This is a genomic window from Ferruginibacter sp. (assembly GCF_049840995.1).
In the GTDB taxonomy this organism is placed as follows: domain Bacteria; phylum Bacteroidota; class Bacteroidia; order Chitinophagales; family Chitinophagaceae; genus Ferruginibacter.
The window spans coordinates 334,720-358,218 of record NZ_JASGIP010000007.1 but is presented as its reverse complement, the minus strand read 5'-3'; the positions used below and the strand labels follow the sequence as shown (position 1 = coordinate 358,218).

Sequence of the window (23,499 nt, the reverse complement as noted above, 5' to 3'; positions counted from 1 at the left end):
ATTTAATTTATATCAGCGAAATTTTCATTAGCTGTTCAACAATTATAAATACTCTACCTCGTAGTCTTTATTCTTATACAACGAGTATTTTTTAAAATAAGACTTACCATTTGCCTCTATTATATATGTTGTAGGTACTCCGATATATTCTGCTATCTCGGAAAATTCTTTTGGTGTAAAATAACGCTTGTTTTTATACCGGTTACCTTTTGCATTAAGCCATAAAGCAAGTGTTTTATAACTAACTCCTATCAAACTTTTAAGTTCTTTCCTTGTAATATACTTCATGTCAAAATCTCCAAGACATTCCTTGATCATGCTAACCTGCTTCGGACTGAAATATACCTGAGAACTATAATGAATTTCTGCAGCAATTGGCTGTAATCTCTTTGCAAGTGTTTTATAACTGATTCCATATATTTTACACAACTTAGACTTTGTAATAGCTCCCATATGCAGATTGTTTAGGAATAATTATCCGATTTGTGCCCTTATTGTCCTTAATTATAACCTATGCTACTATTCATTATTAGCTTTGAATCATAATAAAAACAAAATAAAATGCATATCGAAATTAAAGAAATCAAAGTAACAATATCTGTATGGAAGTTGGCTATTTTAATTTGTGTAATAGCGAAGCTTATATTTAATTAGGATTTTTACCTGGTTAAATAAGTAAGAAAAATTAATTCCGGTTTAGACACAGGTGAAAAGGTAAACTAGGTATAATTTGCTATATTCAAGGCAGCCAGCAAATTATACCTCCACTACCTCCCGTCACTATTAAACAAATCCCTGTAAATCTGCCACCCCTCCTTGGTTTTCTTCCAAAGCTTTAAGTATTTGCCCTTGTCAATAAGTTTGCCATCGGCGCCAAAAACCTGCCAACTGCCTTCTTCGGTCGCATAACCGGCGCCGTTACTATAAACAGCTGAGGTAGTGAAGCTGCCGCTTTTTACAACACCGGCGGCATAAGTATCCTTAAAATCTTTGGCCAGTGCCTCGCTGCCGCAAATGGCGGGAGCATTGGGTGGTAAAAGGCAGGCATCAGCTGTATAAAGATGAAGGATGGAGCCGTCGTTCTTTGCATACAGGTCAAAATAAATGGTATTGGCTTTTGCAATAGCTTTTTTGACAGTTGTAAGGTGTTTGTTGATGTTGTTTTGGGCAATACAGTTGCTGCAAATAAATACAACCAGTAACAGGAAGATATACCGTTTCATGTTTTTAAATTGAATGAATAAAAAAGATTACGGCAACAAAATTACCCGGGTGCAGGACGGTGAAAATTGTAAAAATCGGAACATTAGTTTTGCAGCGAAGCAAGCAGGTCTGTAGAACTTTCCAGCTCAAAAGCAGATGGTTTTGCACCTGTAAAATACCGGAAGTCTTTTATAAAATGCGACTGATCAAAATAGCCGCACTGGTGTGCAACAGCAGTAAGCGATAGTTGTTTTTGAGACACCAGTTGCAGGCTTTTACGAAAGCGGTTTATTTTACTGAACAGGTTGGGTGAAAGTCCCGAATATTGTACAAATAGTTTTTGCAGGTAGCGGCTTGAAATACCGTAACGGTTGGCCACATTATCCAGGTTATCAAAAAAATCATCCTGCCGCAGCTCCTGCATAATATGGTGTACCAGTTGCGCCTTGCCTGCTTTTTTTTCAAAAAGCAAAAGTTGTTGTAGTAAAAATGTTTCCACCAATGCAATGCGCTGAGGAATAAAATTGGTTTCCATTAATTGCTCATGCAGCAGGTTGATCTTTTTACCAGCCACATCAGCCATGTCCAGCAAGCGATCGTTGAACTGATCGATGCGCTCATTCAAAAAACAGGCAGCAGCATGCGGATAAAAACGTATGCCGAACATGGCATGTTTTCCAACGGTGCTTACCTGCAAGGGTTGTACCGTTTGCCCCCACAACTGTATCAACGGTTCCTGCACCTGTTGCTGATCGATCCAGGTCTGTTTGCTGGTATGGCCCAGGTTGAACATAATCTCCACAGAGCCGCTGGCATAAATATTATCTTCCGACAATACCGTCGTTTCTGATTCGCAGGTAAAATAACATTGCACATAACTGCGCAAAATACTCCTCGGTTGGTATTCTTTATACTGCATACTTTTTATTCTCTGCAATAAAATTAATTCATACTGTAAATAAAAAATAGCCAAAATATTTTGCGCAACCAAATGATTGCATGTATATTTGCAACCGAATGGTTTCGTAAATAAAATTTACCAGTAATGAGAAGAGATGTTTTCCAGGCCATTGCCGACCCCACCCGGCGGGCCATATTAGCGTTGATCGCCCTGCAGGCAATGACACCCAATGCACTTGCTGAACATTTTGACAGCAGCAGGCAGGCGGTTTCAAAACATATTAAAGTATTAACGGAATGCCAGCTGGTAAAACAGCAATCCACCGGCAGGGAAATTTATTACCAGTTAAATCCTGTTAAGATGAAAGAGATCTCCGATTGGCTGGAACCCTTCCGCCAAACCTGGGAAGGCAGGTTTGACCGGCTGGATAATGTTTTAAAAGAAATGAAAAAGAAAAACAGCGGAAAATAAAAACTATTGTAAACAGTTTAAACAAATACAAATGAAACAAACGATCTATGAACTGGCTGCCAACAGCGATAAAACTTTACTGGTACAGCGTCAATTTGATGCAACACCCGAAATGGTTTGGAAAGCCTGGACCGACAGTGAAATATTAGCAGAATGGTGGGCCCCCACTCCTTTTAAAGCTATCACCAAATCAATGGACTTTCGCGAAGGCGGCCGCTGGCATTATTATATGCTGGGACCCGATGGCAGCAAATTCTGGTGCATGGTGGATTATCTTACCATCGACTTAATGAAGAAATTTACTGCCCGTGATTTTTTCTGCGACGAAGAAGGCAATAAGAACAATGAATTGCCCGGTATGCATTGGGAAAATGTTTTTACTGCTGTTGATAATGGCACTAAAGTTTCTGTTACGGTAACTTTCAACAGTAAGGAAGACCTTGATAAAATTGTAAGCATGGGCTTTAAAGAAGGTTTTGCCATGGCACACGAAAATCTTGATAAGGTACTAGCAGAGGATTCAAAGTAATAAATTAAAGTGCGTTAATTTTAGTCATTTTTTTGTGATATTGACATAGATTTTCAAAGCTAATCTTATTGTTTTTTTGTAAATTGTGTAGTGAAAAAGAAGATGCTTAATTACCTAGATTTTGAGATTGATAAGCTGACCCGTTCGGTTGAAAATGCTTTTTCAGGTGATAGTTTTCCTACTGAAATAAGTCATTTGACAAAAGATGATATTAAACAAGCAACTAAGAAAAATGGATGGTTGTTTAACTGGAAAAAAGAATTTGAAACAAGTAGCAGAGAGATTTATAAACTTACGATACAGGGTAATCCTACCGTTATTCAGGGATTGCTAAGTATTAGTATTGAAGAAGATCATGTATATATGCACCTCATTGAAAGTGCTCCATTCAATAAGGGAAAAACAAAGATTTACTTAGGAGTTCCAGGGAATCTTGTTGCCTATGCATGTAGATTATCATTTCAAAAAGGTTTTGCTGGCTTTGTTTCTTTTCATTCAAAGACGAAATTGATCGATCATTATATAAAAACTTTAGGAGCTTTTCATTTTGGAGGGCATTTAATGATCATTGAAACATTACCTGCAAAAATGCTGGTAGAAAAATATTTTAAATAGATACCTGATTATGGGACTTATTAAAGAACCTTTAGACGTAGACTTCTATGTAGATCCAAAGCCGTTGACAAAAAAAGAGCGGGAAGCCATCAGTAATCATATACTGCAGTATAAGCAAAAAATGGCTAACCGTAAAAAACGTAGAACAGCTTTGAAGAAAAAAGAACTTATTACCTCAAAATAAGTGGTAATATGAAGCTGACAGCTATACTGTTGCTCTTTTTTATACTTCCCTTCTGCTGCAGCGCACAGCAAAGCCTGGTGGATGTATACAAGGCAAAGGAATTTCCCTGCGATAGTGAAAGCGGTACCATTGCAATTAATTTCTGCACCAGTACAAAAGCTGAATTTGCCGACAGTCTTTTAAATGTGGTCTACCGTAAACTGTTGAGCTCAATCAACAAAGACATTGCTGCAGATAAAAAATCATTGAACCAGGAAACGGCAAAAGGCAAAAAAGCCGATTCACTGCAACTGCAGATGTACCGCAAAAATATCGATCTGAATCAACGGCTTAAAAAGAGCATTATCTACTCGCAGCAGCAATGGATAAAATTGCGGGATGCCAATGTGGATGTTGCCAGTATTGAATGCGAAGGTGGAACCGGTTGCATCGCTATGACCAACCAGGCTTATATTGACGAAACACTGGAGCGTATTCAAAAACTGGAATCATTTTTGTTTTAATGAAATGCCTGGTACAATTGGTTCCACATGTCATTGGCAGGCTGTGTAAAAATAATGCGTATATCCGCAGGCGTTACTAACCAGCTGCCTTCAGCTATTTCGGCATCCAGTTCGCCGGCATCCCAGCCGCAATAACCTATCAATAATTTCAGTTCATTTGTGCTGATGCGGTGTTGCTTCATCAATTCCACTGCTTTTGTAAAATTGCCACCATAGTACAGATCATCTTTTACCTGCACGCCGCCATCAATATCAGCCGGCCTGCTGTGTATGAAATAGAGGCTTTCATTTTCAACCGGGCCGCCATCCAGCAAGGGAAAAGCAGGCGCTTCTTTAAATTCCACCAATTCATTAAAAACCTTGGGGAATATTTTATTGATCACGAACCCTAATGCGCCCTGTTCATTGTATTCCACCAGTAATATCACCGCTTTTTCAAAATGCGGATCGGTTAGTGATGGTGCGCTGATGAGTATGGTGCCGGCTTTTAGCTGCATAATTATTTTGAATAAGAAACCTGCCACAAATGTAGCCTGCATTCAAATAATTTAAATACAAATTTTATCTTTATGTTTTACCGTTATAAAACAATATGTCAACTCCAGTAAGCGCAGCAGTTTTTTTATCGCAATACAATGAAGCAGTGGTAACAACAGCACTGCAATTACAAACACTGGTGTTAAAAGAATTGCCGGGTGTTACAGAACAGGTGGATGTTCCTGCAAAGATGGTAGCTTATTGTTATGGTCAGAAATATGTAGAAATGATCTGTACGATCATCCCCTCTAAAAATGGATTAAAGCTGGGCTTTTATAAAGGCAACGAACTGCCCGACCCGGAGCATTTACTGGAAGGCAATGGTAAGATCAGCCGCTATGTAGTGATCACTCCCGGTAAGCCGTTACCCACTGCTGCATTAAAGCAATTGCTCAAAGCCGCATTGGCTGCCTATAAAACAAGAATGAAAAAATGATCCCGTATCAGGATATTGCATTGCTGCGCTTTGTTACCAGTAATTTATTTACAAAATAAAATACCACCAGCACCCCGAAGAATATGCCCATTGCTTTTACTTCGGCCCTGGTGATGTGCGACAGGAACCACCCGATGGTGATCACCGCAAGTATCGGTACTACGGGTCCGCCCGGTATCCTGAAACCTCCTGTTAAAGCGCCTTCTTTTTTTATTTGAAACCGCAATGTTGCCAGTACAACACCCAGGTAAATAATGAGCACAGAAGAGCTGGCCAGTTCTGTAAGCCTGCTGAAATCGCTTGCAGAAGCAAATGCAAACCCCACTGCACAATACACAATGATGGACCAGTAAGGAGTAAAATATTTTGGATGGATGCGGCTTAAAAAGCCGGGCAGCAGTTTATCTGCCGATGCTGCATATAATACTCGTGGAGAAGAGAGGATATCGCCGCTCAACAAACCAAACATAGAGATGATACCTGTGATCAAAATAAGTGTACCGCCTGCAGGCCCCATTAAGCGGCTGCCTAAAAAAGCCAACGGCGCATCTTTATGTGCAGCCAGCTGATCGCCCAGCACGCCCTGTGCGGTAAGATGTATCAGCAGGTACAGCAACACGATACCTGCCACACCAGACAATATACCTCTTGGAATATTTTTTTGCGGGTCTTTTATTTCACCACTGATGCACAAGGCAGTTTCTGTTCCTAAAAAAGCAAAGAAAAGCCCGAGAGAACCGGCGCCGATGGTTGAAATATTGGGCAATGACTTTACTGCAAGGTTAGCAGGATGAATATGGAACACACCAATGATGATGAGCAAAATAAGCGGTGTCAGTTTAAGAATGGTGGCAGCCACTACAAATCTTGTACCCTGCTTTACACCCCGTATATTGATCATTGCCAGTAATGCAAATACCGCAATAAAAAAAGGGATACGCACATACGCTACAGCAAAAGCAGGAAACCATAGTGTAAGCATATCCGCCATTGCATTGATAGCTGCAGCATCAGAAAGTGAACTGAAACCTACCCAGAAAAGTGTATTGATGAGGAAACCTGCTAACGGCCCGAATGCTTTTTCTACATAGGCATACGAACCACCGGTAGTAGTGATCTTGCTGCCGATCTCTGCATAACAAAGCATGATGAGGATCACCAATACACCGCAGGCGATATAAGCAATAAAACTGGCCCTGCCCAACTGTGATGCAACAAGTGCCGGTAACACAAAAATGCCCGAGCCTACGGTAAGATTGATGGCGCTCAGCGCTAAGCTTGTTGCCCCGATTCTCACGCTTAAGAGCAGGCCCGTTTTGTTTTTGCATCACTAAATATACAATAATTATGCGTCGGGCGGGGTCGGGACGCTACAAGCGGCCTGAACCATAATGTAACTTTCTAAAATATCTATCCTATTATGAAACGCCTCTCAACCCGAACCATAATAACAATGTTTTAAACTACATTTGTTGAAACCAAAAACACATGAAACATTTTCTTGCTATCCTGTTTTGTTTTTTCTCCATCACACTCATTGCACAAACGGTAGATATGCCCAATGCAAAATTCACTACGGGTGATAATCCGCAATTCAGTTCGGCAGATTATGATGATATGCAGTGGATAAACCTGAAGGCGGGTGCCACCTGGGACAGCCAGGGTTACAATAATTATGATGGTTATGCATGGTATCGTTTTCATGTGATGATACCGGATGCATTAAAAACAGATAATCCTTTACGCCTGGTATTGGGCAAAGTGGATGATGCCAGTGAAGTATATTTAAATGGCAAGCTCATTGGTAAATCAGGTGCTTTTCCTTCGGATAAAAGCGGCTATATTTCCACCTGGGATAAAGCGCTGGAATTTCGTGTGGATGCCACCTCCGAACTCATTAAGTGGGATGCGATGAATATCATCAGTGTAAAAGTGTATGATGGTGGCGGCCTGGGTGGTATCTTCAGCGGTATACCTTACCTGCAGGCCATGCAGCTGATAGATGGTATCAGCATCATTACAGCGCCTGTTACCGGCAATAAAAAAAATACGGTTGCATTTTATAACTCTTTTACAAAACCTGTGAGTGGTAAATATATCATTGAATGTATTGATGAAGAAGAGCAGACAGTATTGAATAAAACAGAAAAAGATATCAGTCTTGCCGGTGGCGAAAAAAAGCAGTTTGACCTGCCGGTGATAAAAGATAAAACGCATATCAGCTACGCCTATACTTTTATTGAAAACACTACCCGCAGGAATATCATGGCGAAACAATACCTGCCGTATATTCTTACGCCCAAACCAGGCGATGCGCCTAAAATAAACGGCGCCAAAGTATATGGTGTGCGCCCTAACTCCGATTTTATTTTTAAGATCCCTGCCACAGGAAAAAAACCATTGCAGTATGCCGTAGAAAATTTGCCGCCGGGCTTTGCAGTAAATCCTGCCAACGGCGTTATAACAGGCAAGCTTACACGCAGTGGTAATTATACTGTTACTTTTGTGGTCAAGAATGCGCTGGGTATTGCCAAAAGAGATTTTACCATTAAATGCGGCGACCTGCTGGCGCTTACACCGCCGATGGGCTGGAACAGCTGGAACTGCTGGGGTTTGAGTGTTAGCGATGAACGTTTAAAAGCTTCTGCAAAAGCCATGATGGATAAGGGTTTGATAGATCACGGCTGGGCTTACATGAATATTGATGATGGCTGGGAAGCAGAACAGCGCAGTGCTGCCGGTGAAATAGTGACCAATAAAAAATTCCCCGACATGAAAAAACTGGGCAGCTGGTTGCACAGCAATGGCCTTAAGTTCGGTATCTACTCCTCTCCCGGCCCAAAAACCTGTGGTGGCTACCTGGGCAGTTACCAGCACGAAATGCAGGATGCCACTACATATGCCAACTGGGGCATTGATTATTTAAAATACGACTGGTGCAGTTATGGCGAGATACACGATCCGAAAGACAGCTCATTGGCATCTTATAAAAAACCTTATGAAGTAATGCAGGATGCGTTGCAAAAACAAAACCGGGATATTGTTTACAGCCTTTGCCAGTATGGTATGAAGAATGTGTGGGAATGGGGCGAAACCGTGAACGGCAATTGCTGGAGAACCACAGGTGATATTACCGATACCTGGGAAAGCCTGAGCAGTATTGGTTTTGACCAGACAAAACAATATCCGTATGCTAGGCCGGGCAGGTGGAACGATCCTGATATGATGATCGTTGGACAGGTGGGCTGGGGCGATAATTTACACAGCACCCGCCTGACACCTGATGAACAATACACGCATGTAAGTTTATGGAGTTTGCTGAGCGCCCCTTTGTTGATCGGTTGCGATTTGAGTAAGCTGGATGATTTTACCTTGAACCTGTTAACCAATGATGAAGTGATCGCCATTAACCAGGATGTTGCTGCAAGGCAGGCAAAGCAATTGATCAAAACAGATACTTACCAGGTATGGTTGAAAGAACTGGAAGACGGCAGTAAAGCCATCGGCATTTTTAATTTATCAGGAAGAAATGATGTGTTCCGTTTCTACTGGAATGAACTTGGTTTGGCAACGAAGCAAAGAGTTAGAGATCTGTGGCGACAGAAAGACCTCGGTAATTTTGACCGCATGTTTTCCACCAGGGTTGCTGCACACGGCGTAACTTTGATAAAAATAACGGCTAATTAAGATGACCAAATTATCAGTAAATATCAATAAACTGGCCACGCTGCGGAACAGCCGCGGGGGCAACAACCCGGATATTATTAAAGCTGCAAAAGATATTGAGCGCTTTGGTGCAGATGGCATCACGGTACACCCTCGCCCCGACGAAAGGCATATACGCTATACCGATGTGTATGAGCTGAAAAAGATCGTGACAACAGAATTCAATATTGAAGGCAATTGTACAGAACAAAGTTTTGTTGACCTAGTATTGGCCAACAGGCCCACGCAGGTTACACTTGTACCTGATAGCAAGAATCAACTTACAAGCAATCATGGCTGGAATACGATCGAGCATAAAGATTACCTGGCGGATATGATACAGACCTTTCAACTGGCCGGTATAAGGGTATCTATTTTTGTTGATCCGGATGTTGAAATGGTGGAAGGCGCCAAAGCCACCGGTACCAACCGCATTGAATTGTATACAGAAGGTTTTGCGAGTGAGTATGCCAAAGGCAATAAAGAAAAAGCTATTGCCCCTTACATTGCCGCAGCAAAAAAAGCCAACGAATTAGGTTTGGGCATCAATGCCGGTCATGATCTTGACCTGGACAACTTAAAATATTTTTCAGATAATATTCCCGGCCTGCTCGAAGTATCTATCGGCCACGCATTGATATGCGATGCTGTATATCTAGGATTAGAGAATACAGTGCAGTTATATAAAAGATGCCTGAAATAAGTGGTGCCTTCGGCACGTGGAGAACGGAACGCAGATTTATGTGATGATTATGATGTGTTATGATCTATCCGTGTAAATCCTTTCAATCCGATTAAATCCGTGTTCCCCTTCATCGCCGCAGGCGATTGGAAAAAGGAACGCAGATGTATACGATGATTATGATCAGTTATGATTTATCCTTATTCGTGTAAATCTGTGTAATCCTATAAAATCCGTGTTCCCTGCATCGCCGCAGGCGATGTATCAAAAAATCTATTTCAATATCTTCTCCAGTTTTCTCTCCAGCGCAGCGCCCCTTAAATTTTTGCCTACAATTTTTCCTTCCGGGTCTATCAGGTAATTCTGTGGTATGCTGAAGATCTGGTTCTGTTGCGCTACGGAATTATTCCATCCCTGCAGATCGCTTACATGCGTCCAGGTAAGGCCATCCATGGTGATCGCATCGATCCAGGCTGGCTTGGCTTTATCCAATGAAACACCCAGCACAGTAAAATTCTTATTCTTGAATTTATTATACGCAGTCACCACATTAGGATTTTCCTGGCGGCAGGGTCTGCACCAGCTGGCCCAGAAATCGATCAAAACAAATTTGCCCCGCAATGAAGAAAGGCTTACCGGATTACCTGCAGTATCCGCTTGCGTAAAATCCGCCATCATAGTACCAATGGCATTCTTTTTAGCATCTACAATAAATTGCGATACTGCCAAACCCATCGGGCTTGATTTAACCGGTGCATCTAATTGATTGTATAAGGCTTCTGTTTGAGTAATATTTTCGGATATCTGGTTGTACCGGAAAATCGCCAGTGGATTAATGAAAGAGGCTTTATGTTTTACTGCAAAATCGTAACACAGTGCAGCAGCAGTGGCATAACGGGCAGAATCGTAGGTAGCAGTTTCATTAAAGATATCACCGTAAGGCTGCATTAAATTATTGAAGTCTAAAAAATCCTGGTGAGAAGGTGAGCCGCTGATCACGATCTTATCCAGCGCTTCTTTTGAACCGGTAACTTTTACGGTACTGTTATCCAAAAAGATGGTTGTATAAGGCGGTTGTTTGTAAAAAGTAAGTAGTTTAAAATCGGGTGAGTTCAGCTTGCCTTTTAAAGTAAATTTTTCTTTGTTCACCATGGTCTCGGCTTCCACAGCACCGTTCTGGCTATTGAGCAATGCTACCGCAGCGCCATCCGGCAAACCTTTGATCTCTCCATTGATCGTAAAACCATCCGACTGTACTGCCGCTGTTGGTTTGATAGCGGTTTTTGTTTTTGCAACCGCAGGCTTGGTCTTGGAAGATGTTTTAGAGGTTTGTGCCACTGCAAAAGCCGGCAACAGGAATAAAAGGACAGCGATCCGCTTCATAGTTTCAATTTGAATCTGCAATTTACTGGGTTTTTTACAAATGGCTCAACCGAGTATCCTATTTAGGAATTCTTTTGTGGTTTGGCCAATATGGGTGCTGTTTTCCAGCGCTTTAATATAGGCCGTACCAATGATGGCCCCGTTGGTATATCGGGAAGCAGTCGTAAAACTGGCCTTGTCCTTAATACCAAAACCCACCAGCACCGGGTTCTTCAACTGCATATCCTGCAGTTTTTTAAAATAACTTTCCTGGTCGGCAATAGCCTTATTCTTACCGGTGGTGGATGAAGAAGATACGGCATAGATAAAACCGCTGCACAAACTATCTATCTTCCGGATTCTTTCTTCGCTGGTTTCTGGTGTTACCAAAAAAATAAAGTCCAGCCCGTTCTGTTCAAACAAGGATTTATACATCGTTTCAAATTCGTACATCGGCAGATCGGGTAATATCACACCATCCACGCCCACTGCTTTTGCTGCTGCACAAAATTTTTCTATACCAAATTGCAGTACCGGGTTCATATACCCCATTAATATAATGGGCAGTTGAACTGTGTTGCGGATGTCTTTTAATTGTTCAAATAATGTTGCGATGGACATACCATTTTGCAATGCCACCGTGCTGCTGGCCTGTATCACTTCACCATCCGCCAACGGGTCGCTGTAAGGCATCCCCAGTTCAATAATGTCGGCGCCGCCATCCTGCAATGCTTTTATTACCTCGGTAGTGGAATGTAATTGTGGGTAACCTGCGGTGCAGTAAACGTTCAGTACATTTTTTTGTTTGCGTTTGAATAATTGTTCTATTGCAGACATGCTTGTTTTTACTTTTAATGAATCTCTTTATAATCTTTCTGTTGATACGATCAATACAATTTGGTCACCTAGTTTTATATGATGATACGCAGGCTTGGCATCAATATCCAGTACCAGTTTATATAAAGCCGGTTTTTGCTTAACTGCGGGAAATTTTACGAGTAAACTATCACCGCTTCTTTCCACCGTATAATTTTTTCCATCATAACCATCTTCCAGGCAATACTCAAATTCGTACCGCTCGCCAATGGTGTTAGCGCCTATTTTCACCGGCACTGCTTCATTAGTACAATCACCCAGTTTTGTTACTTCCAGTTTGTGGTTAATAAAAGTATCGGGGCCGCAGGAAGAAAGGAGGAGGATGAGTGATAAGAATAGAAAGTATTTCATGATTGCGAGTTTTTGCCCCCTAAATCCCCCTGAAGGGGGACTTTGAAGGTCTTATGATTTTGTTACTTCTTTTATTGATTGCAATTGTAAATTTTTGATATCGTTGATAGTGATTTTAATATCACTAACTACTTTTGTAATATCACATCTTACTTCATAATTTGTAAACCGGATCACTTTTATACCAAAATCAACCAGGTCATTTTCTCGAATAATATCGTTTGTTTTTACATCGTCCCTGTTATGAACACTCCCGTCTATTTCAACAACTAATTTTAACTCGTGGCAATAAAAATCTGCTATATACATCCATATAGGATGCTGGCGCCGAAACTTACATTCCAATTGGTTATTTGATAAATGCGCCCACACTATTTTCTCTTCATGGGTCATATTCTTTCTTAAGAATTCCGCATTTTCAAATATTGGTTTTATTGCACCAAAATGCATATCCCTTTTCATAGTGTTTTTTCTTAGGGTGCAAAATAGAAAAGATGTTCAAAACAGCAGACTGCTCCAAGTCCCCCTTCAGGGGAATTTAGGGGGCCATATGTTTCATATACGTATCAAGATCCTTATCCCCTCTTCCACTCAAACAAACCACCACCACATCATCTTTCTTAAACTTCATCTTATTCAATGCAAATAAAGCATGAGCACTTTCCAAAGCAGGAATAATGCCTTCCAGCTTACTCAATTCAAAAGCAGCTGATAGAGCTTCTTCATCGGTAGCGCTTAAAAAGGTACCGCGGCCGCTTTCGTATAGGTGTGCATGTAAGGGACCAATGCCGGGATAATCCAAACCGGCTGAAATGCTGTGTGGTTCTATCACCTGGCCGTCTATGGTCTGCATCAACAAACTTTTGCTGCCATGCAGCACACCGGGTTTGCCGAGTTGGGTGGTGGCTGCACTCATGCCGCTGTCAATGCCGCAACCAGCAGCTTCCACTGCAATTAGTTTTACTTTTTCATTCTCTAAAAAATGATAAAAAGCACCAGCTGCATTACTGCCGCCGCCTACACAGGCAAAAACATAATCGGGATTTTCGCTGCCGGTCTTTTCAAGCAACTGTTTTTTTATTTCTTCGCTGATGATGCTCTGAAATCTCGCCACCATATCCGGGTAAGGATGCGGTCCCACCACGCTGCCGATGATATAATGCGTATCTGCAGGATTATTGATCCAGTCGCGGATGGCTTCGTTAGTGGCATCCTTTAAAGTTTTGCTGCCGCTGGTGGCAGGAATAACAGTAGCGCCCAACATTTTCATTCTTGCAACATTCGGGGCCTGGCGTGCAATATCCACTTCGCCCATGTACACAATACATTCCAACCCTTTTAAAGCGCATACAGTTGCCGTGGCAACACCATGCTGACCGGCGCCGGTTTCTGCAATGATCCTTTTCTTGCCCAGTCGTTCTGCCAGTAAAATTTGCCCGATGGTATTATTGATCTTGTGTGCGCCGGTATGACAAAGGTCTTCCCGCTTTAAAAATATTTTTGCGTCATATTTTTCACTCAAGCGTTCTGCTAAAAATAAAGGTGTTGGCCTGCCCACATAATCAGTCAACAGTGCAGTAAAATCTTTTTGAAATTTTTCATCGTAAATGATCTTCAGATAATTCTCCTGTAACTCTTTTACATTCGGGTACAACATCTCGGGAACATACGCTCCGCCGAAATTGCCGTAATAACCGTGTTCGTTTACTGTGTAATTCATTTTTATTTCATCGCCTGTTTAAACTGTAACACTTTCGCCATGTCTTTCACACCTGGTTCTTTTTCAAATTTGCTGTTAACATCCACACCATAATAATCAGGGTGTTTAAAACGCTTTAATTTATCTGCATCTTCCAAACCAATACCACCACTGATAAAAAATGGTTTTTCGATCTTTGCTTTGGATAAAATTTTCCAGTCAAATTGTTTGCCGGTGCCGCCGGTGCCGCCATCTGCCTTGGTATCGAATAAATAATAATCGCATACCGCATCATAATCAGCCACCAGTTCATCAATATCTTTCGTATCGCTGTCGATGCTGAAAACTTTTATCACTTCCACTTCACTGCTCAGGTCTTCGCACATTTCCGGGCTTTCATCACCATGCAGCTGCACCACATCCAGTCCGTAATCATCAATGGCGTCCAGCACATCGATCATTTCAGGATCTTTGAATACGCCCACTTTTTTCAGGTCAAAATCCGCATTCTTCACAGCATTTTTATCCAATGAATCTCCCACATATCTCGGAGAATCTTTTACAAAGATCAATCCCGCAAATTCAATGTTCAGCCCGTCTAACTGCTGCAGTTGTTTCAATTGTGTGATACCACAAACTTTAATATTCATATATCTGTCTTATTTTTTACTTCGTAAATATTTTTTGCCACGGATTACACAGATTTTCACGGATTTAAAAAAGCGAATTGTATTATCTGTGTTAATTCGTGTAATCCGTGGCTAGCTCAATCTTTGCGTAAATTCTTTGATCAAATTAATATCTTTTACTCCTGGCAGCAGTTCAAATTTGGTGCTGATGTCGATAGCAAACAAAGCTTTTGCTTCCGGTTTTTTTACAAAATCATTCAATGCCGGTGCGTCGCCGGGATCGATCATGCCGCTTAAAAAATAAGGCTTGCCTACGATCACATTGTGCAGTTTTTCCAAACTCAGCTTTTTGCCGGTACCGCCATAGCCCACTCCTTCCGTATCAAACATGAACATATCGCAATAATCCATGTACTCCTGAATGCGGTAACCGATATTATCCGATTCACTAAAGCGGAATGCCTTTACCACCGAAATATAATCCGCGATCTTTTCACAGAACTTGGGTGTTTCATCACCATGCAGCTGCACCATGTGCAGGCGGCATTCATCCACCATTTGTAATATCTCATCCACCGAAGCATTTACAAACACGCCCACTTTATTCAGTTTGTTCTCTTTCTTTATCTGGCTCGTGGTCATATGCCGCAACGCATAGCGCGGCGATTTAGGGTAAAAAATAAAACCTGCAAAGGATACACCGGCATCGGGCAACTGGTTCAGCTGCTCTTCCTGTGTAATTCCGCAAACTTTTACTCTCATAATACTTTTGCTTTTAGTTGTTCAACAAAGTCAGCAAAAGCAATCGTTGGTTCGGGTTGTTTCATAAAATTCTCCCCTATTAAAAAACCTTTAAAGCCGGCATTTTTGAAGGTACAAATTGTGTCAATACTATCGATACCGCTTTCAGCGATTTTTATTTTACCGGCCGGAATTTTTTTCCCCAATTCTATCGACCTGTTAATATCTACGGTAAATGTTTTAAGATCGCGATTGTTGATGCCGACAATCTCCGTGGCATCGCAAATATGTTCCAGTTCTTCTTCCGTATGTATCTCCAGTAGTACCTCCAGTTGCAGTTGTTTCGCAAATAGGGCCAGTTCCTGTACTCTTTGCGGGCTGAGGCAGACCGCTATCAGCAATATCACATCGGCGCCCATGGCCCTCGCTTCCGTAATTTGATATTCGTCAATAATAAAATCCTTGCGTAAAATGGGAATATCATTCACCCTCGCTTTTTTTAGATCTGCTGTACTTCCACCAAAAAAATCTTCATCTGTTAAAACCGATAAACAGCTAGCGCCATTAACAGTATAAGCATGGGTCACTTCCACTACATCCGCTTTATCATTAATGACACCTTTAGAAGGCGAACGTCTTTTAAATTCTGCAATGATGCCCGTTTTGTTTTCATCCAGCAAAAATTGCCGGAGTGAAAATACAGGTCTTGTAAAAAAAACACTTTGTTCCAGTTCCGCAACACTTATCTCCAGCCTGCGTTTTGCCACTTCAGTTTTTTTACTTTCTATAATGGTATCGAGTATGGTCATTATTGTAATGCGATTATTTTTTGTAATGATGCGTAGGCTTTACCGCTTTCCAGGCTTTCCACTGCTGCATGATAGCAATCCTCATAAGTTTTATATTGCCCGGTACACTGCAATGCCATCGCCGAATTGGCCAGCACCACAGCATTCTGCGCCCAGCTGCCTTCGCCTTTCAATATCTTCAAAAATATTTTAGCCGCTTCTTCGGGTGTATTACCTCCATAAATATCTTCCGGCACCACCATTCTTTTTCCCAGCACTTCTGCACTCAATATCTTTTCGCCCGCATTGGTAATTACCTTGGTATCGCCTGTCAATGATATTTCGTCGTATCCATCCAGTGAATGAATGATCGTGAATTGGCCACTACCCTGCTGTAAAAGATAATTATAGATCCTCGCCATTTCTAAATTATACACTCCTACCAATTGGTATTTAGGAAATGCAGGATTCACCATTGGTCCCAGCATGTTGAAAAAAGTACGCACCCCTAAATTCTTCCTGATGGCACCCACTGCTTTTAATGCCGGGTGAAACATCGGCGCATGTAAAAAGCAAATACCCGCGGCATCAATTTCTTTTTGCAGGGCCGTTTTATCTGCCTTGAATTTATAGCCCAGTTGTTCCATTACATTGCTGCTGCCGCTTACAGAAGTTGCACCATAGTTACCATGCTTGGCCACTTTGTTGCCGGTACCCGCTACTATAAAGCAACTGAGCGTGGAGATATTAAATGTATTTTTTCCATCGCCGCCCGTGCCTACAATATCGATCACATTGTTATCAGCAAGATCCACCCTTACACAAAGTTCCAGCAATGCATCGCGAAAACCCTGCAGTTCATCAATGGTAATGCTCCGCATCAGGTACACGGTAATAAAAGAAGCGATCTCGCTTTCGTTATACACGTTCCGCGAAATATTGATCAGCACCTCCTTCGCCTGCTCACGGGAAAGTGTTTTATGTTCGAATAGATAATTTAAAATTTTTTTCATACCCCTGTCCCCTAAAGGGGAACTTAGATTTAAAGTTTAAAATAAATTACCAGCTTGTGTGAATATTAAAAGTTGTTTAAATATTCTTAACCCAAGGTCCCCTTTAGGGGATTTAGGGGTGTTTTAGCCAGTTTCTTAGTATAGTTTCCCCATCCGGCGTCAATACACTTTCCGGGTGAAACTGTACTCCCTGTACATCATATTTTTTATGCTGCAATGCCATAATATAACCATTCTCATCCGTTGCAGTTACTTCCAGTTCAGCAGGAAAACCTTTTTCGCTCACGATCCAGCTGTGGTAACGGCCCACTTCAATCGTTGCAGGCAATCCTTTCAATACCGGTGCATTGCTGTTGATGATCTTGATCGGTGTTGCAACACCATGATATACTTTATCAAGATTAACAAGTGTACCGCCAAAAGACTCCCCGATGGCCTGGTGCCCCAAACACACGCCCAGTATGGATTTGGTGGCTGCATACTGTTGGATCAATGGCAACAGCAATCCTGCTTCCGAAGGAATACCCGGGCCGGGTGATAATATGATCTTGTCATACTCATTCACTTTTTCCAGGCTGATCTCATCATTCCTGTACACGTCCACTTTTTCATGCGTGATCTTTTCCACCAGGTGTACCAGGTTGTAAGTAAAAGAATCGTAATTATCAAAAACCAGAATACGCCCCCAACCCCTGAAGGGGCTTTCGACGGTCTCATTATTTTGTAACATCTTTTCTTCTTTCATTCGGTATTATTTTTTCTACTTATTTTCTAAAAGAATTTTAAATTGTCAGGGTGCAAAGTCCCCTTTAGGGGATTTAGGGGTAAATATTTTGCGCCAATACAATCGCCTGTTTCAATGCGTTTAATTTGTTATTCACTTCCTGCAATTCGCTCTCCGGCTTACTTGCTGCCACCACACCGGCACCGGCCTGGTATACCAATGTGTTATTGCGGCTTAAAAATGTACGGATCATAATGGCATGATTGATACTGCCATTGAACCCGATGATGCCGATAGCGCCGCCATAATAACTTCTTGCAGTGGGTTCAAAAGAGTCGATCAGCTGCATGGCCTTGAATTTGGGTGCACCGCTTAAAGTGCCCGCCGGAAAAGTAGCCGCCATCAGTTTGAAAGGGTTCACATCCGGTGTAACCGTTCCCGTTACCTCACTTACCAGGTGTATCACATGACTGTAATAATTGATCTTTTTGTATTGGGTCACTTCCACCTTGCTGCACATCCTGCTCAGGTCGTTCCTGGCAAGGTCTACCAGCATTACGTGTTCTGCATTTTCCTTTTCATCTGCCTGCAGTGCTGTGGCCAGCGATTTATCCGTTTCATCATCCCCTGTTCTTTTAAAAGTGCCGGCGATCGGGTGTACAATGGCTTTGCTGTTCTGTACTATCAGCTGGCTTTCGGGCGAAGAGCCCATCAATTTATAATCTCCGTAGTCAAAATAAAATAAATAAGGCGATGGATTGATACTGCGCAGCGCACGGTAAACATTGAATTCATCGCCGGTGAATTGTTGCTCAAATTTCCTGCTCAATACTATCTGGAACACATCGCCCCTGTGACAGCTGGCAATGCCTTTTTTTACTATTTCAATATAGGCTTCATTCGTAAGATTGGAAGTTTCCTCCGCTACCGTTTTAAAGGGGAATGTAGGCACATCTTTACTCCTGATCAAACTCTCCACCAATGCCATTTCACTTTCCGTTCCCTTGATCACATTTTCACAAAGAAATAATTCGTCTTTAAAATGATTGATGACAATGATGTACTGGTATAACCGGTAACGCATTAGTGGAATAGGTGCTGATCCTTGAGCCGTGAGTGGTGCGTCGTGCGTCGTGAGTTTGACAGAATCGAAGAATTGCACGGCATCATACGTGGTATAACCAAACAGCCCCTGCGCAATATTCACCTGTTTCATTTCCGTAGGCTGCACTTCAAAGCGGCTCATAAAATCCTGCAGGTGCGATGGCACATCTGTTGGATTTTCAATGGCTATTTTCTCGGCTTTTGTTCCCGGTAATTTATATTCTATGAATGCAGCATTGGAAATTTCAATACCCGCAATGGCATTGATACCAATAAAGGAATAACTGTTTTCCCCCGCATGAAAATCGGTGCTTTCCAGCAAAATGGTATCACGGAAACGGTCACGCAGCCGCAGGTAAATACCCACCGGCGTGTACACATCTGCCAATAACTTTTTGAATTCCGTTCTTATTTCGATCTTCTTCATAATGTATAATTAAAAAACCCGGCACTTGTGCCGGGCTTTCATTATTATTTGAATACAATAACAGCAGGTTGGCACAATCAGTTGACTATGCTCCACCACCAGTTATTTGTAATTGTTTTTTTCATTTGTATTGCAAATATGAGGGCAAAATTTTAATTGGGCAAATTTTTTTACCGCATTAACTTTAATGAAAATATGGAGCTATGAATATGATCGTTTTTGGTGCCGGTAGTATCACAGGCAAACAACTGGTGCAGCAGGCTTTGCTGAAAGGCCATACAGTAAAGGCTTTTGGCAGAAATGTTTTCAGCGAATTTGAACAGGATACCAAAAACCTGTTGCTGGTAAAAGGCGCTTTGTTTGACGAAGGCGAAGTAGCCACAGCAATAAAAGGCTGCGATGCAGTGCTCTCTGCTTTGGGCGGCTCAAATGATACCAGCGACAAGACCCGTACACTGGGCATTAAAAATATCATTGCGCAAATGAAAAAGAATGGGGTTGCAAGAATAGTAGCTGTTGCAGATAAAGCGGTTTTAAATGCAGACGAAAATACCCTTATCGTGGATACAGAAGCTTACCCCAAAGAAAATGTTGCGCTGGCCAAAGAACAGGAAAAAGTATATGATTCTTTAAAAGACAGCGGGCTGGACTGGACTTTGCTGTGCCCCCCTGCTATATTACCACAGCCTGCAACCGGCATTTTCAATACCCGTGCAGATTATCCCCCTGAACCCGATAATGATACCATCAATGCCGGTGACCTTGCTTTATGTATGCTGAATGCAGTAAGCAAAAATGAATTTGTGAAACAAAGAGTGGGCATCTCCAATTAATTATTGCCCCGCCGCAGCGGGGCAGATAACTAATTTATTGTTTTACCATGGTGAATGTGAGCTTATCGCCGGGCGTGCTGATACCTGTTGCATAATATACCAGCGTTTTGCAATCATAACTTACAATGGTACCATTTACAGTGCCATCACTATTAATGGTGTTGCCATTTACCTGCCAGGTGCCACTATCATTGCCATTAGGTGTACAGGCCGTACCAGCATCATTGTACACATATTTACCATCACTTTTCAGTGTGAGCAGGTCATCTTTTTCACAATCATCCATAAAGGCCAGGTAATCCACCGGCGCTGCATTGGCATTTAACTTATACTGTAAAGATGTGAGTTTGTACGAACCTGCAAGGCCTGTCATACTGATACTGCAATCCTGCGTTTCGTCTGCTTTTGGTTTTTTACATGATACAGCCAGGCTGCTGCATACCAGGGCTGCTAATGCCCATTTCATTGTTGTGTTCATTTTTTTTTGTTTTAATGGTTATACTGTTGTTTGACAGTAATACCTCCCCTTAAAACGAAAGGTTGGGTAAAAAAGAAAAAAATATTTTTTTTCAAAAACCCAACCTTTAGCGAAAAACAGGGGTATTGAGTACAAAACACAGTCTATACATTATTATAAACAATTAAAACAGTATTGAACATGAACATTAAAAGAACTACAGCAATTTTACTGCTGCTAACCGGGTCAGGATTGACCGGTTGCTTCAAAGATCCCCTCCCAAAAAACAACGGCGATTATTTAAAAGTGAGCAGCGTGGTATTGCCGGTTAAAAATAAACAGGGCGACAAAGGCGGTATCGCCATCCAGTCGAACGTGGCCTGGCAGTTATCTTTTGAAAATGCGGCGCCGGACTGGATGATAACCAACACGATGAGTGGTATTAATAATGATTCGCTGATCGTTACCGCCACTAAGGACAATAATACCGGCGGCTACAAATTCGCCAATATTATTGCCACTCCTGTAAATAATAACAGCCTGTTGCCGGTAAGGGTTACAGTGGTACAATACGATTCTTCATACAAAGGGAAATAAGTAATTTGCAATGATAACAAAGTATAAAATTCTGAAAATGAGATACGCGGCATTATTGATAATAGTTGTAAGCGTAATGAGTTGCCATAATTCAATCAAACTGGCCGTACCGGATGCTTTTAAACAGCAGGCCAGCATGCAGCATGTAAGCGGTGCAAGAGGCAATAAAATGTCTTTTGATAATTTCACCACTTCAAAGATCAGGCGGGGCGTACATGTTAGTTATCCCGGTTGGGGCCGTGGTTTTTTGCTGGAAAATCTTTTGCTGAATGAATTTGGCATCCAGAAGAATGAGATCGTGCAGAAAGAAAAAGCCAAGTTCCGTTATAATTTATCGGATGGTAAAACAGCCATCGAAATATATGCGGATGAAAAACAGGTAACAAAAAAACTGGAATATAAACTTACAGGCGGCAGTGGTATATTCAGCAGCTATGAGCGTACACAGCAATACCAATATGTATTTTCTGCTTCTATCAGTGGCGATACTGCCAATGGCGGCAAAAGCTGGGACCTGCTGATGACGAATATTTACGACCGTAAAAAAGAAAATGATCACAGCATCTTCACCATTTTAAAACAGGAAGACAACGGACTGGCCACTAATGGAAGAGATACGATCTACATTAAAGGCATCACCACCCGTAAAACAGAATTGTCCAATGGTAAGACCGGCCAGATGCCTTTTGCAATGCTGACAGGTTATGAACTAAGTACCAGCGGAGGTGTGATCGGCATCATTGATCTTATCGACAGGAATATCTGGTTCTATAATGAACTGGATGCTGCAGAGAAACTGAATATTGCAGGCATTGCAACGGCTATCCTTGCACGAAAAGTGCACGATGCCAAATGGTAATACTTTAACGATGACCGGGACCGTAGTTAATAAACAAAAGATCACAGTCCCGGTTTGATCATATAGCATAACTACTGGAACAAAACCTGGATGATATCATTGCTGGCTGCCGCAACGGTAACCGTAAAGCGCAGGAACAACTGTACAGGCAGTTGTATGGTTTTGCTATGGCCATTACCATGCGCTATGCAATAGATGAGCACGAAGCAGCCGATATCATGAGCCATGCTTTTGTAAAGATGTTCCGCAGCATACAAACCTTTGATCCGCAAAAAGGTAATTTCCATGGCTGGCTTAAAAAGATCATCATCAACGAAGCCCTCGATCACATTAAACAACGCAGTCGTTTTTCCACGCAGGAACTGGCCACTGCGGAAGAACCTATCATCAACAACAACGTTATTGAAAAAACAGATGCAGCCGACATACTGCAGCATGTAAAACAGTTACCACCGGCAACACATGCGGTATTTGTGCTGTATGCCATTGACGGCTATGCCCACAAGGAAATTGCAGCGCAACTGAACATTAGTGAGGGCACCAGTAAATGGCATTTAAGCGAAGCAAGAAAAATTCTACAACAAAAATTAACTTCTGTAAAAACTTAGTGAACAGTGTAACTACATACGAAACATTGATTGCAGCAAAGCTGGAGCAGTTGCCCATACCGGATATGGCCGACAGCATCTGGGCAAGCATTGAAATGCAGCTGGATGCTCCTGTTGAGGGCAGCAACCAACAAACAAGGCCAAAGCCCGGTGGTAAAACATGGATCGGCTTTACCTGTGTAGTAGTTGTAGTGGCACTGCTATGGATCTACTATCATAAAAAAACCAAAACTCCCGTTAAGAACGAACCCCCTGCTGTAACGCCACAGCCAACTCTTCCCAAACCATTGGACAGTACTTATGTATTGCCTCCGCAACAAAAAACCAATCCACCGCTACCAACACCCGGTGATATTAAAAAGGCAGATTCCATTCCTGAACTTTCGGGTAACCGTGATCGTTTTATTCCTGCTCTAAGCCAGGATAATGACAGGACCATAAAGCCAGATTCTTTACTGCTGGATAAACCCCTATCCCCTGTCCCCGATTCGCTGCCCGTAAACCCGGGCAATAAAAAGCCCAAGGGTGTAAAAGGCATTACCAATGATGATTACCGCATTTACGGCAATAAAAAAGATTCCGGTAAAAAAGGCGGTTAACAGCATTCCGCACCAGGTTAGCTATATGCTGTGCGATGAACTGCCATCTATTGCCCGAAAAGAGCA

Annotated in this window: 30 protein-coding genes; 13 read left to right on the top strand and 17 right to left on the bottom strand. The window is 41.9% G+C overall.

What is annotated here, in order from left to right:
- Positions 1 to 42 precede the first annotated feature (42 nt).
- The 3 genes from QM738_RS20060 to QM738_RS20050 all read right to left on the bottom strand — a co-directional run bounded on the left by QM738_RS20060 (position 43) and on the right by QM738_RS20050 (position 2,122).
- Complete coding sequence (locus QM738_RS20060) at positions 43 to 453, bottom strand: hypothetical protein (RefSeq protein ID WP_462278531.1); 411 nt, start codon at positions 451 to 453, stop codon at positions 43 to 45.
- A gap of 314 nt (positions 454 to 767) precedes the next feature.
- Positions 768 to 1,223, bottom strand: coding sequence for a YybH family protein (locus QM738_RS20055; RefSeq protein ID WP_462278530.1), 456 nt, complete (start codon positions 1,221 to 1,223; stop codon positions 768 to 770).
- 83 nt (positions 1,224 to 1,306) lie between these two features.
- Entirely contained in the window at positions 1,307 to 2,122 is an 816-nt protein-coding gene (locus tag QM738_RS20050) for a DUF6597 domain-containing transcriptional factor (protein WP_462278529.1), read from the bottom strand.
- Positions 2,123 to 2,248: 126 nt separating this feature from the next.
- On the opposite strand from QM738_RS20050, the gene QM738_RS20045 reads away from it, so the two are divergent.
- The 5 genes from QM738_RS20045 (at position 2,249) to QM738_RS20025 (ending at position 4,406) form a co-directional block, all read left to right on the top strand.
- On the top strand, positions 2,249 to 2,575 hold the full coding sequence (locus QM738_RS20045) for an ArsR/SmtB family transcription factor (protein ID WP_462278528.1): 327 nt from the start codon (positions 2,249 to 2,251) through the stop codon (positions 2,573 to 2,575).
- Positions 2,576 to 2,606: 31 nt separating this feature from the next.
- A complete protein-coding gene (locus tag QM738_RS20040; RefSeq protein WP_462278527.1) occupies positions 2,607 to 3,104 on the top strand; it encodes an SRPBCC family protein in 498 nt (165 codons plus the stop codon).
- A gap of 90 nt (positions 3,105 to 3,194) precedes the next feature.
- A complete protein-coding gene (locus QM738_RS20035) occupies positions 3,195 to 3,719 on the top strand; it encodes a hypothetical protein (protein WP_462278526.1) in 525 nt (174 codons plus the stop codon).
- Between the two features lie 10 nt (positions 3,720 to 3,729).
- Positions 3,730 to 3,903 carry a hypothetical protein gene (locus QM738_RS20030; protein ID WP_462278525.1) on the top strand — a complete coding sequence of 58 codons (174 nt, stop codon included), beginning with the start codon at positions 3,730 to 3,732 and terminating at the stop codon, positions 3,901 to 3,903.
- 8 nt (positions 3,904 to 3,911) lie between these two features.
- Positions 3,912 to 4,406 carry a lysozyme inhibitor LprI family protein gene (locus tag QM738_RS20025; RefSeq protein ID WP_462278524.1) on the top strand — a complete coding sequence of 165 codons (495 nt, stop codon included), beginning with the start codon at positions 3,912 to 3,914 and terminating at the stop codon, positions 4,404 to 4,406.
- Here the strand turns inward: QM738_RS20025 and QM738_RS20020 are convergent.
- Entirely contained in the window at positions 4,403 to 4,945 is a 543-nt protein-coding gene (locus QM738_RS20020) for a YqgE/AlgH family protein (RefSeq protein WP_462278523.1), read from the bottom strand. The genes QM738_RS20025 and QM738_RS20020 overlap by 4 nt on opposite strands.
- A 53-nt stretch (positions 4,946 to 4,998) precedes the next feature.
- Here QM738_RS20020 and QM738_RS20015 point away from each other — a divergent pair, with 53 nt between their 5' ends.
- Entirely contained in the window at positions 4,999 to 5,379 is a 381-nt protein-coding gene (locus QM738_RS20015; RefSeq protein ID WP_462278522.1) for a DUF1801 domain-containing protein, read from the top strand.
- Between the two features lie 7 nt (positions 5,380 to 5,386).
- Here the strand turns inward: QM738_RS20015 and QM738_RS20010 are convergent, their stop codons facing one another.
- Complete coding sequence (locus tag QM738_RS20010) at positions 5,387 to 6,676, bottom strand: APC family permease (RefSeq protein ID WP_462278521.1); 1,290 nt, start codon at positions 6,674 to 6,676, stop codon at positions 5,387 to 5,389.
- 191 nt (positions 6,677 to 6,867) lie between these two features.
- Here QM738_RS20010 and QM738_RS20005 point away from each other — a divergent pair, with 191 nt between their 5' ends.
- Positions 6,868 to 9,066: a putative Ig domain-containing protein gene (locus QM738_RS20005; RefSeq protein WP_462278520.1), complete on the top strand. Its 2,199-nt coding sequence runs from the start codon at positions 6,868 to 6,870 to the stop codon at positions 9,064 to 9,066.
- A 1-nt stretch (position 9,067) separates the two neighbouring features.
- On the top strand, positions 9,068 to 9,787 hold the full coding sequence (locus QM738_RS20000; protein ID WP_462278519.1) for a pyridoxine 5'-phosphate synthase: 720 nt from the start codon (positions 9,068 to 9,070) through the stop codon (positions 9,785 to 9,787).
- Between the two features lie 252 nt (positions 9,788 to 10,039).
- Here QM738_RS20000 and QM738_RS19995 read toward each other — a convergent pair whose 3' ends face one another.
- The 11 genes from QM738_RS19995 to QM738_RS19945 all read right to left on the bottom strand — a co-directional run bounded on the left by QM738_RS19995 (position 10,040) and on the right by QM738_RS19945 (position 19,480).
- Positions 10,040 to 11,149 carry a redoxin domain-containing protein gene (locus QM738_RS19995; RefSeq protein WP_462278518.1) on the bottom strand — a complete coding sequence of 370 codons (1,110 nt, stop codon included), beginning with the start codon at positions 11,147 to 11,149 and terminating at the stop codon, positions 10,040 to 10,042.
- 45 nt (positions 11,150 to 11,194) lie between these two features.
- Positions 11,195 to 11,965 carry a tryptophan synthase subunit alpha gene (gene trpA, locus QM738_RS19990; RefSeq protein WP_462278517.1) on the bottom strand — a complete coding sequence of 257 codons (771 nt, stop codon included), beginning with the start codon at positions 11,963 to 11,965 and terminating at the stop codon, positions 11,195 to 11,197.
- A gap of 27 nt (positions 11,966 to 11,992) precedes the next feature.
- A complete protein-coding gene (locus tag QM738_RS19985; protein WP_462278516.1) occupies positions 11,993 to 12,355 on the bottom strand; it encodes a hypothetical protein in 363 nt (120 codons plus the stop codon).
- Positions 12,356 to 12,406: 51 nt separating this feature from the next.
- Positions 12,407 to 12,817 (bottom strand): endonuclease domain-containing protein, encoded by a 411-nt coding sequence (locus tag QM738_RS19980; RefSeq protein ID WP_462278515.1) that lies wholly within the window; start codon positions 12,815 to 12,817, stop codon positions 12,407 to 12,409.
- Positions 12,818 to 12,893: 76 nt separating this feature from the next.
- Entirely contained in the window at positions 12,894 to 14,075 is a 1,182-nt protein-coding gene (gene trpB, locus QM738_RS19975; RefSeq protein WP_462278514.1) for a tryptophan synthase subunit beta, read from the bottom strand.
- Between the two features lie 2 nt (positions 14,076 to 14,077).
- Positions 14,078 to 14,704 (bottom strand): phosphoribosylanthranilate isomerase, encoded by a 627-nt coding sequence (locus tag QM738_RS19970; RefSeq protein ID WP_462278513.1) that lies wholly within the window; start codon positions 14,702 to 14,704, stop codon positions 14,078 to 14,080.
- A gap of 111 nt (positions 14,705 to 14,815) precedes the next feature.
- Positions 14,816 to 15,445: a phosphoribosylanthranilate isomerase gene (locus QM738_RS19965; RefSeq protein WP_462278512.1), complete on the bottom strand. Its 630-nt coding sequence runs from the start codon at positions 15,443 to 15,445 to the stop codon at positions 14,816 to 14,818.
- Positions 15,442 to 16,233 (bottom strand): indole-3-glycerol phosphate synthase TrpC, encoded by a 792-nt coding sequence (trpC, locus tag QM738_RS19960; RefSeq protein WP_462278511.1) that lies wholly within the window; start codon positions 16,231 to 16,233, stop codon positions 15,442 to 15,444. The genes QM738_RS19965 and trpC overlap by 4 nt, the downstream gene beginning before the upstream one ends.
- Positions 16,233 to 17,225 carry an anthranilate phosphoribosyltransferase gene (gene trpD, locus QM738_RS19955; RefSeq protein ID WP_462278510.1) on the bottom strand — a complete coding sequence of 331 codons (993 nt, stop codon included), beginning with the start codon at positions 17,223 to 17,225 and terminating at the stop codon, positions 16,233 to 16,235. The genes trpC and trpD overlap by 1 nt, the downstream gene beginning before the upstream one ends.
- Before the next feature lie 112 nt (positions 17,226 to 17,337).
- Entirely contained in the window at positions 17,338 to 17,970 is a 633-nt protein-coding gene (locus QM738_RS19950) for an anthranilate synthase component II (protein WP_462278509.1), read from the bottom strand.
- Positions 17,971 to 18,043: 73 nt separating this feature from the next.
- Positions 18,044 to 19,480: an anthranilate synthase component I family protein gene (locus tag QM738_RS19945; protein WP_462278508.1), complete on the bottom strand. Its 1,437-nt coding sequence runs from the start codon at positions 19,478 to 19,480 to the stop codon at positions 18,044 to 18,046.
- 203 nt (positions 19,481 to 19,683) lie between these two features.
- Here QM738_RS19945 and QM738_RS19940 point away from each other — a divergent pair, with 203 nt between their 5' ends.
- Complete coding sequence (locus tag QM738_RS19940) at positions 19,684 to 20,313, top strand: NAD(P)-dependent oxidoreductase (RefSeq protein WP_462278507.1); 630 nt, start codon at positions 19,684 to 19,686, stop codon at positions 20,311 to 20,313.
- Between the two features lie 34 nt (positions 20,314 to 20,347).
- Here QM738_RS19940 and QM738_RS19935 read toward each other — a convergent pair whose 3' ends face one another.
- Positions 20,348 to 20,791 (bottom strand): lipocalin-like domain-containing protein, encoded by a 444-nt coding sequence (locus QM738_RS19935; RefSeq protein WP_462278506.1) that lies wholly within the window; start codon positions 20,789 to 20,791, stop codon positions 20,348 to 20,350.
- Positions 20,792 to 20,971: 180 nt separating this feature from the next.
- Between QM738_RS19935 and QM738_RS19930 the strand changes: the two genes are divergently transcribed.
- The 4 genes from QM738_RS19930 to QM738_RS19915 all read left to right on the top strand — a co-directional run bounded on the left by QM738_RS19930 (position 20,972) and on the right by QM738_RS19915 (position 23,433).
- Positions 20,972 to 21,367, top strand: a complete 396-nt coding sequence (locus QM738_RS19930; RefSeq protein ID WP_462278505.1) for a hypothetical protein — start codon at positions 20,972 to 20,974, stop codon at positions 21,365 to 21,367.
- A 37-nt stretch (positions 21,368 to 21,404) separates the two neighbouring features.
- Complete coding sequence (locus QM738_RS19925; protein ID WP_462278504.1) at positions 21,405 to 22,226, top strand: hypothetical protein; 822 nt, start codon at positions 21,405 to 21,407, stop codon at positions 22,224 to 22,226.
- 74 nt (positions 22,227 to 22,300) lie between these two features.
- The gene (locus QM738_RS19920) at positions 22,301 to 22,834 is read left to right on the top strand and encodes an RNA polymerase sigma factor (RefSeq protein WP_462278671.1); all 534 of its coding nucleotides are present in this window, start codon (positions 22,301 to 22,303) and stop codon (positions 22,832 to 22,834) included.
- Positions 22,834 to 23,433 (top strand): hypothetical protein, encoded by a 600-nt coding sequence (locus QM738_RS19915; protein WP_462278503.1) that lies wholly within the window; start codon positions 22,834 to 22,836, stop codon positions 23,431 to 23,433. Before QM738_RS19920 ends, QM738_RS19915 begins: the two co-directional genes overlap by 1 nt.
- Positions 23,434 to 23,499 lie beyond the last annotated feature (66 nt).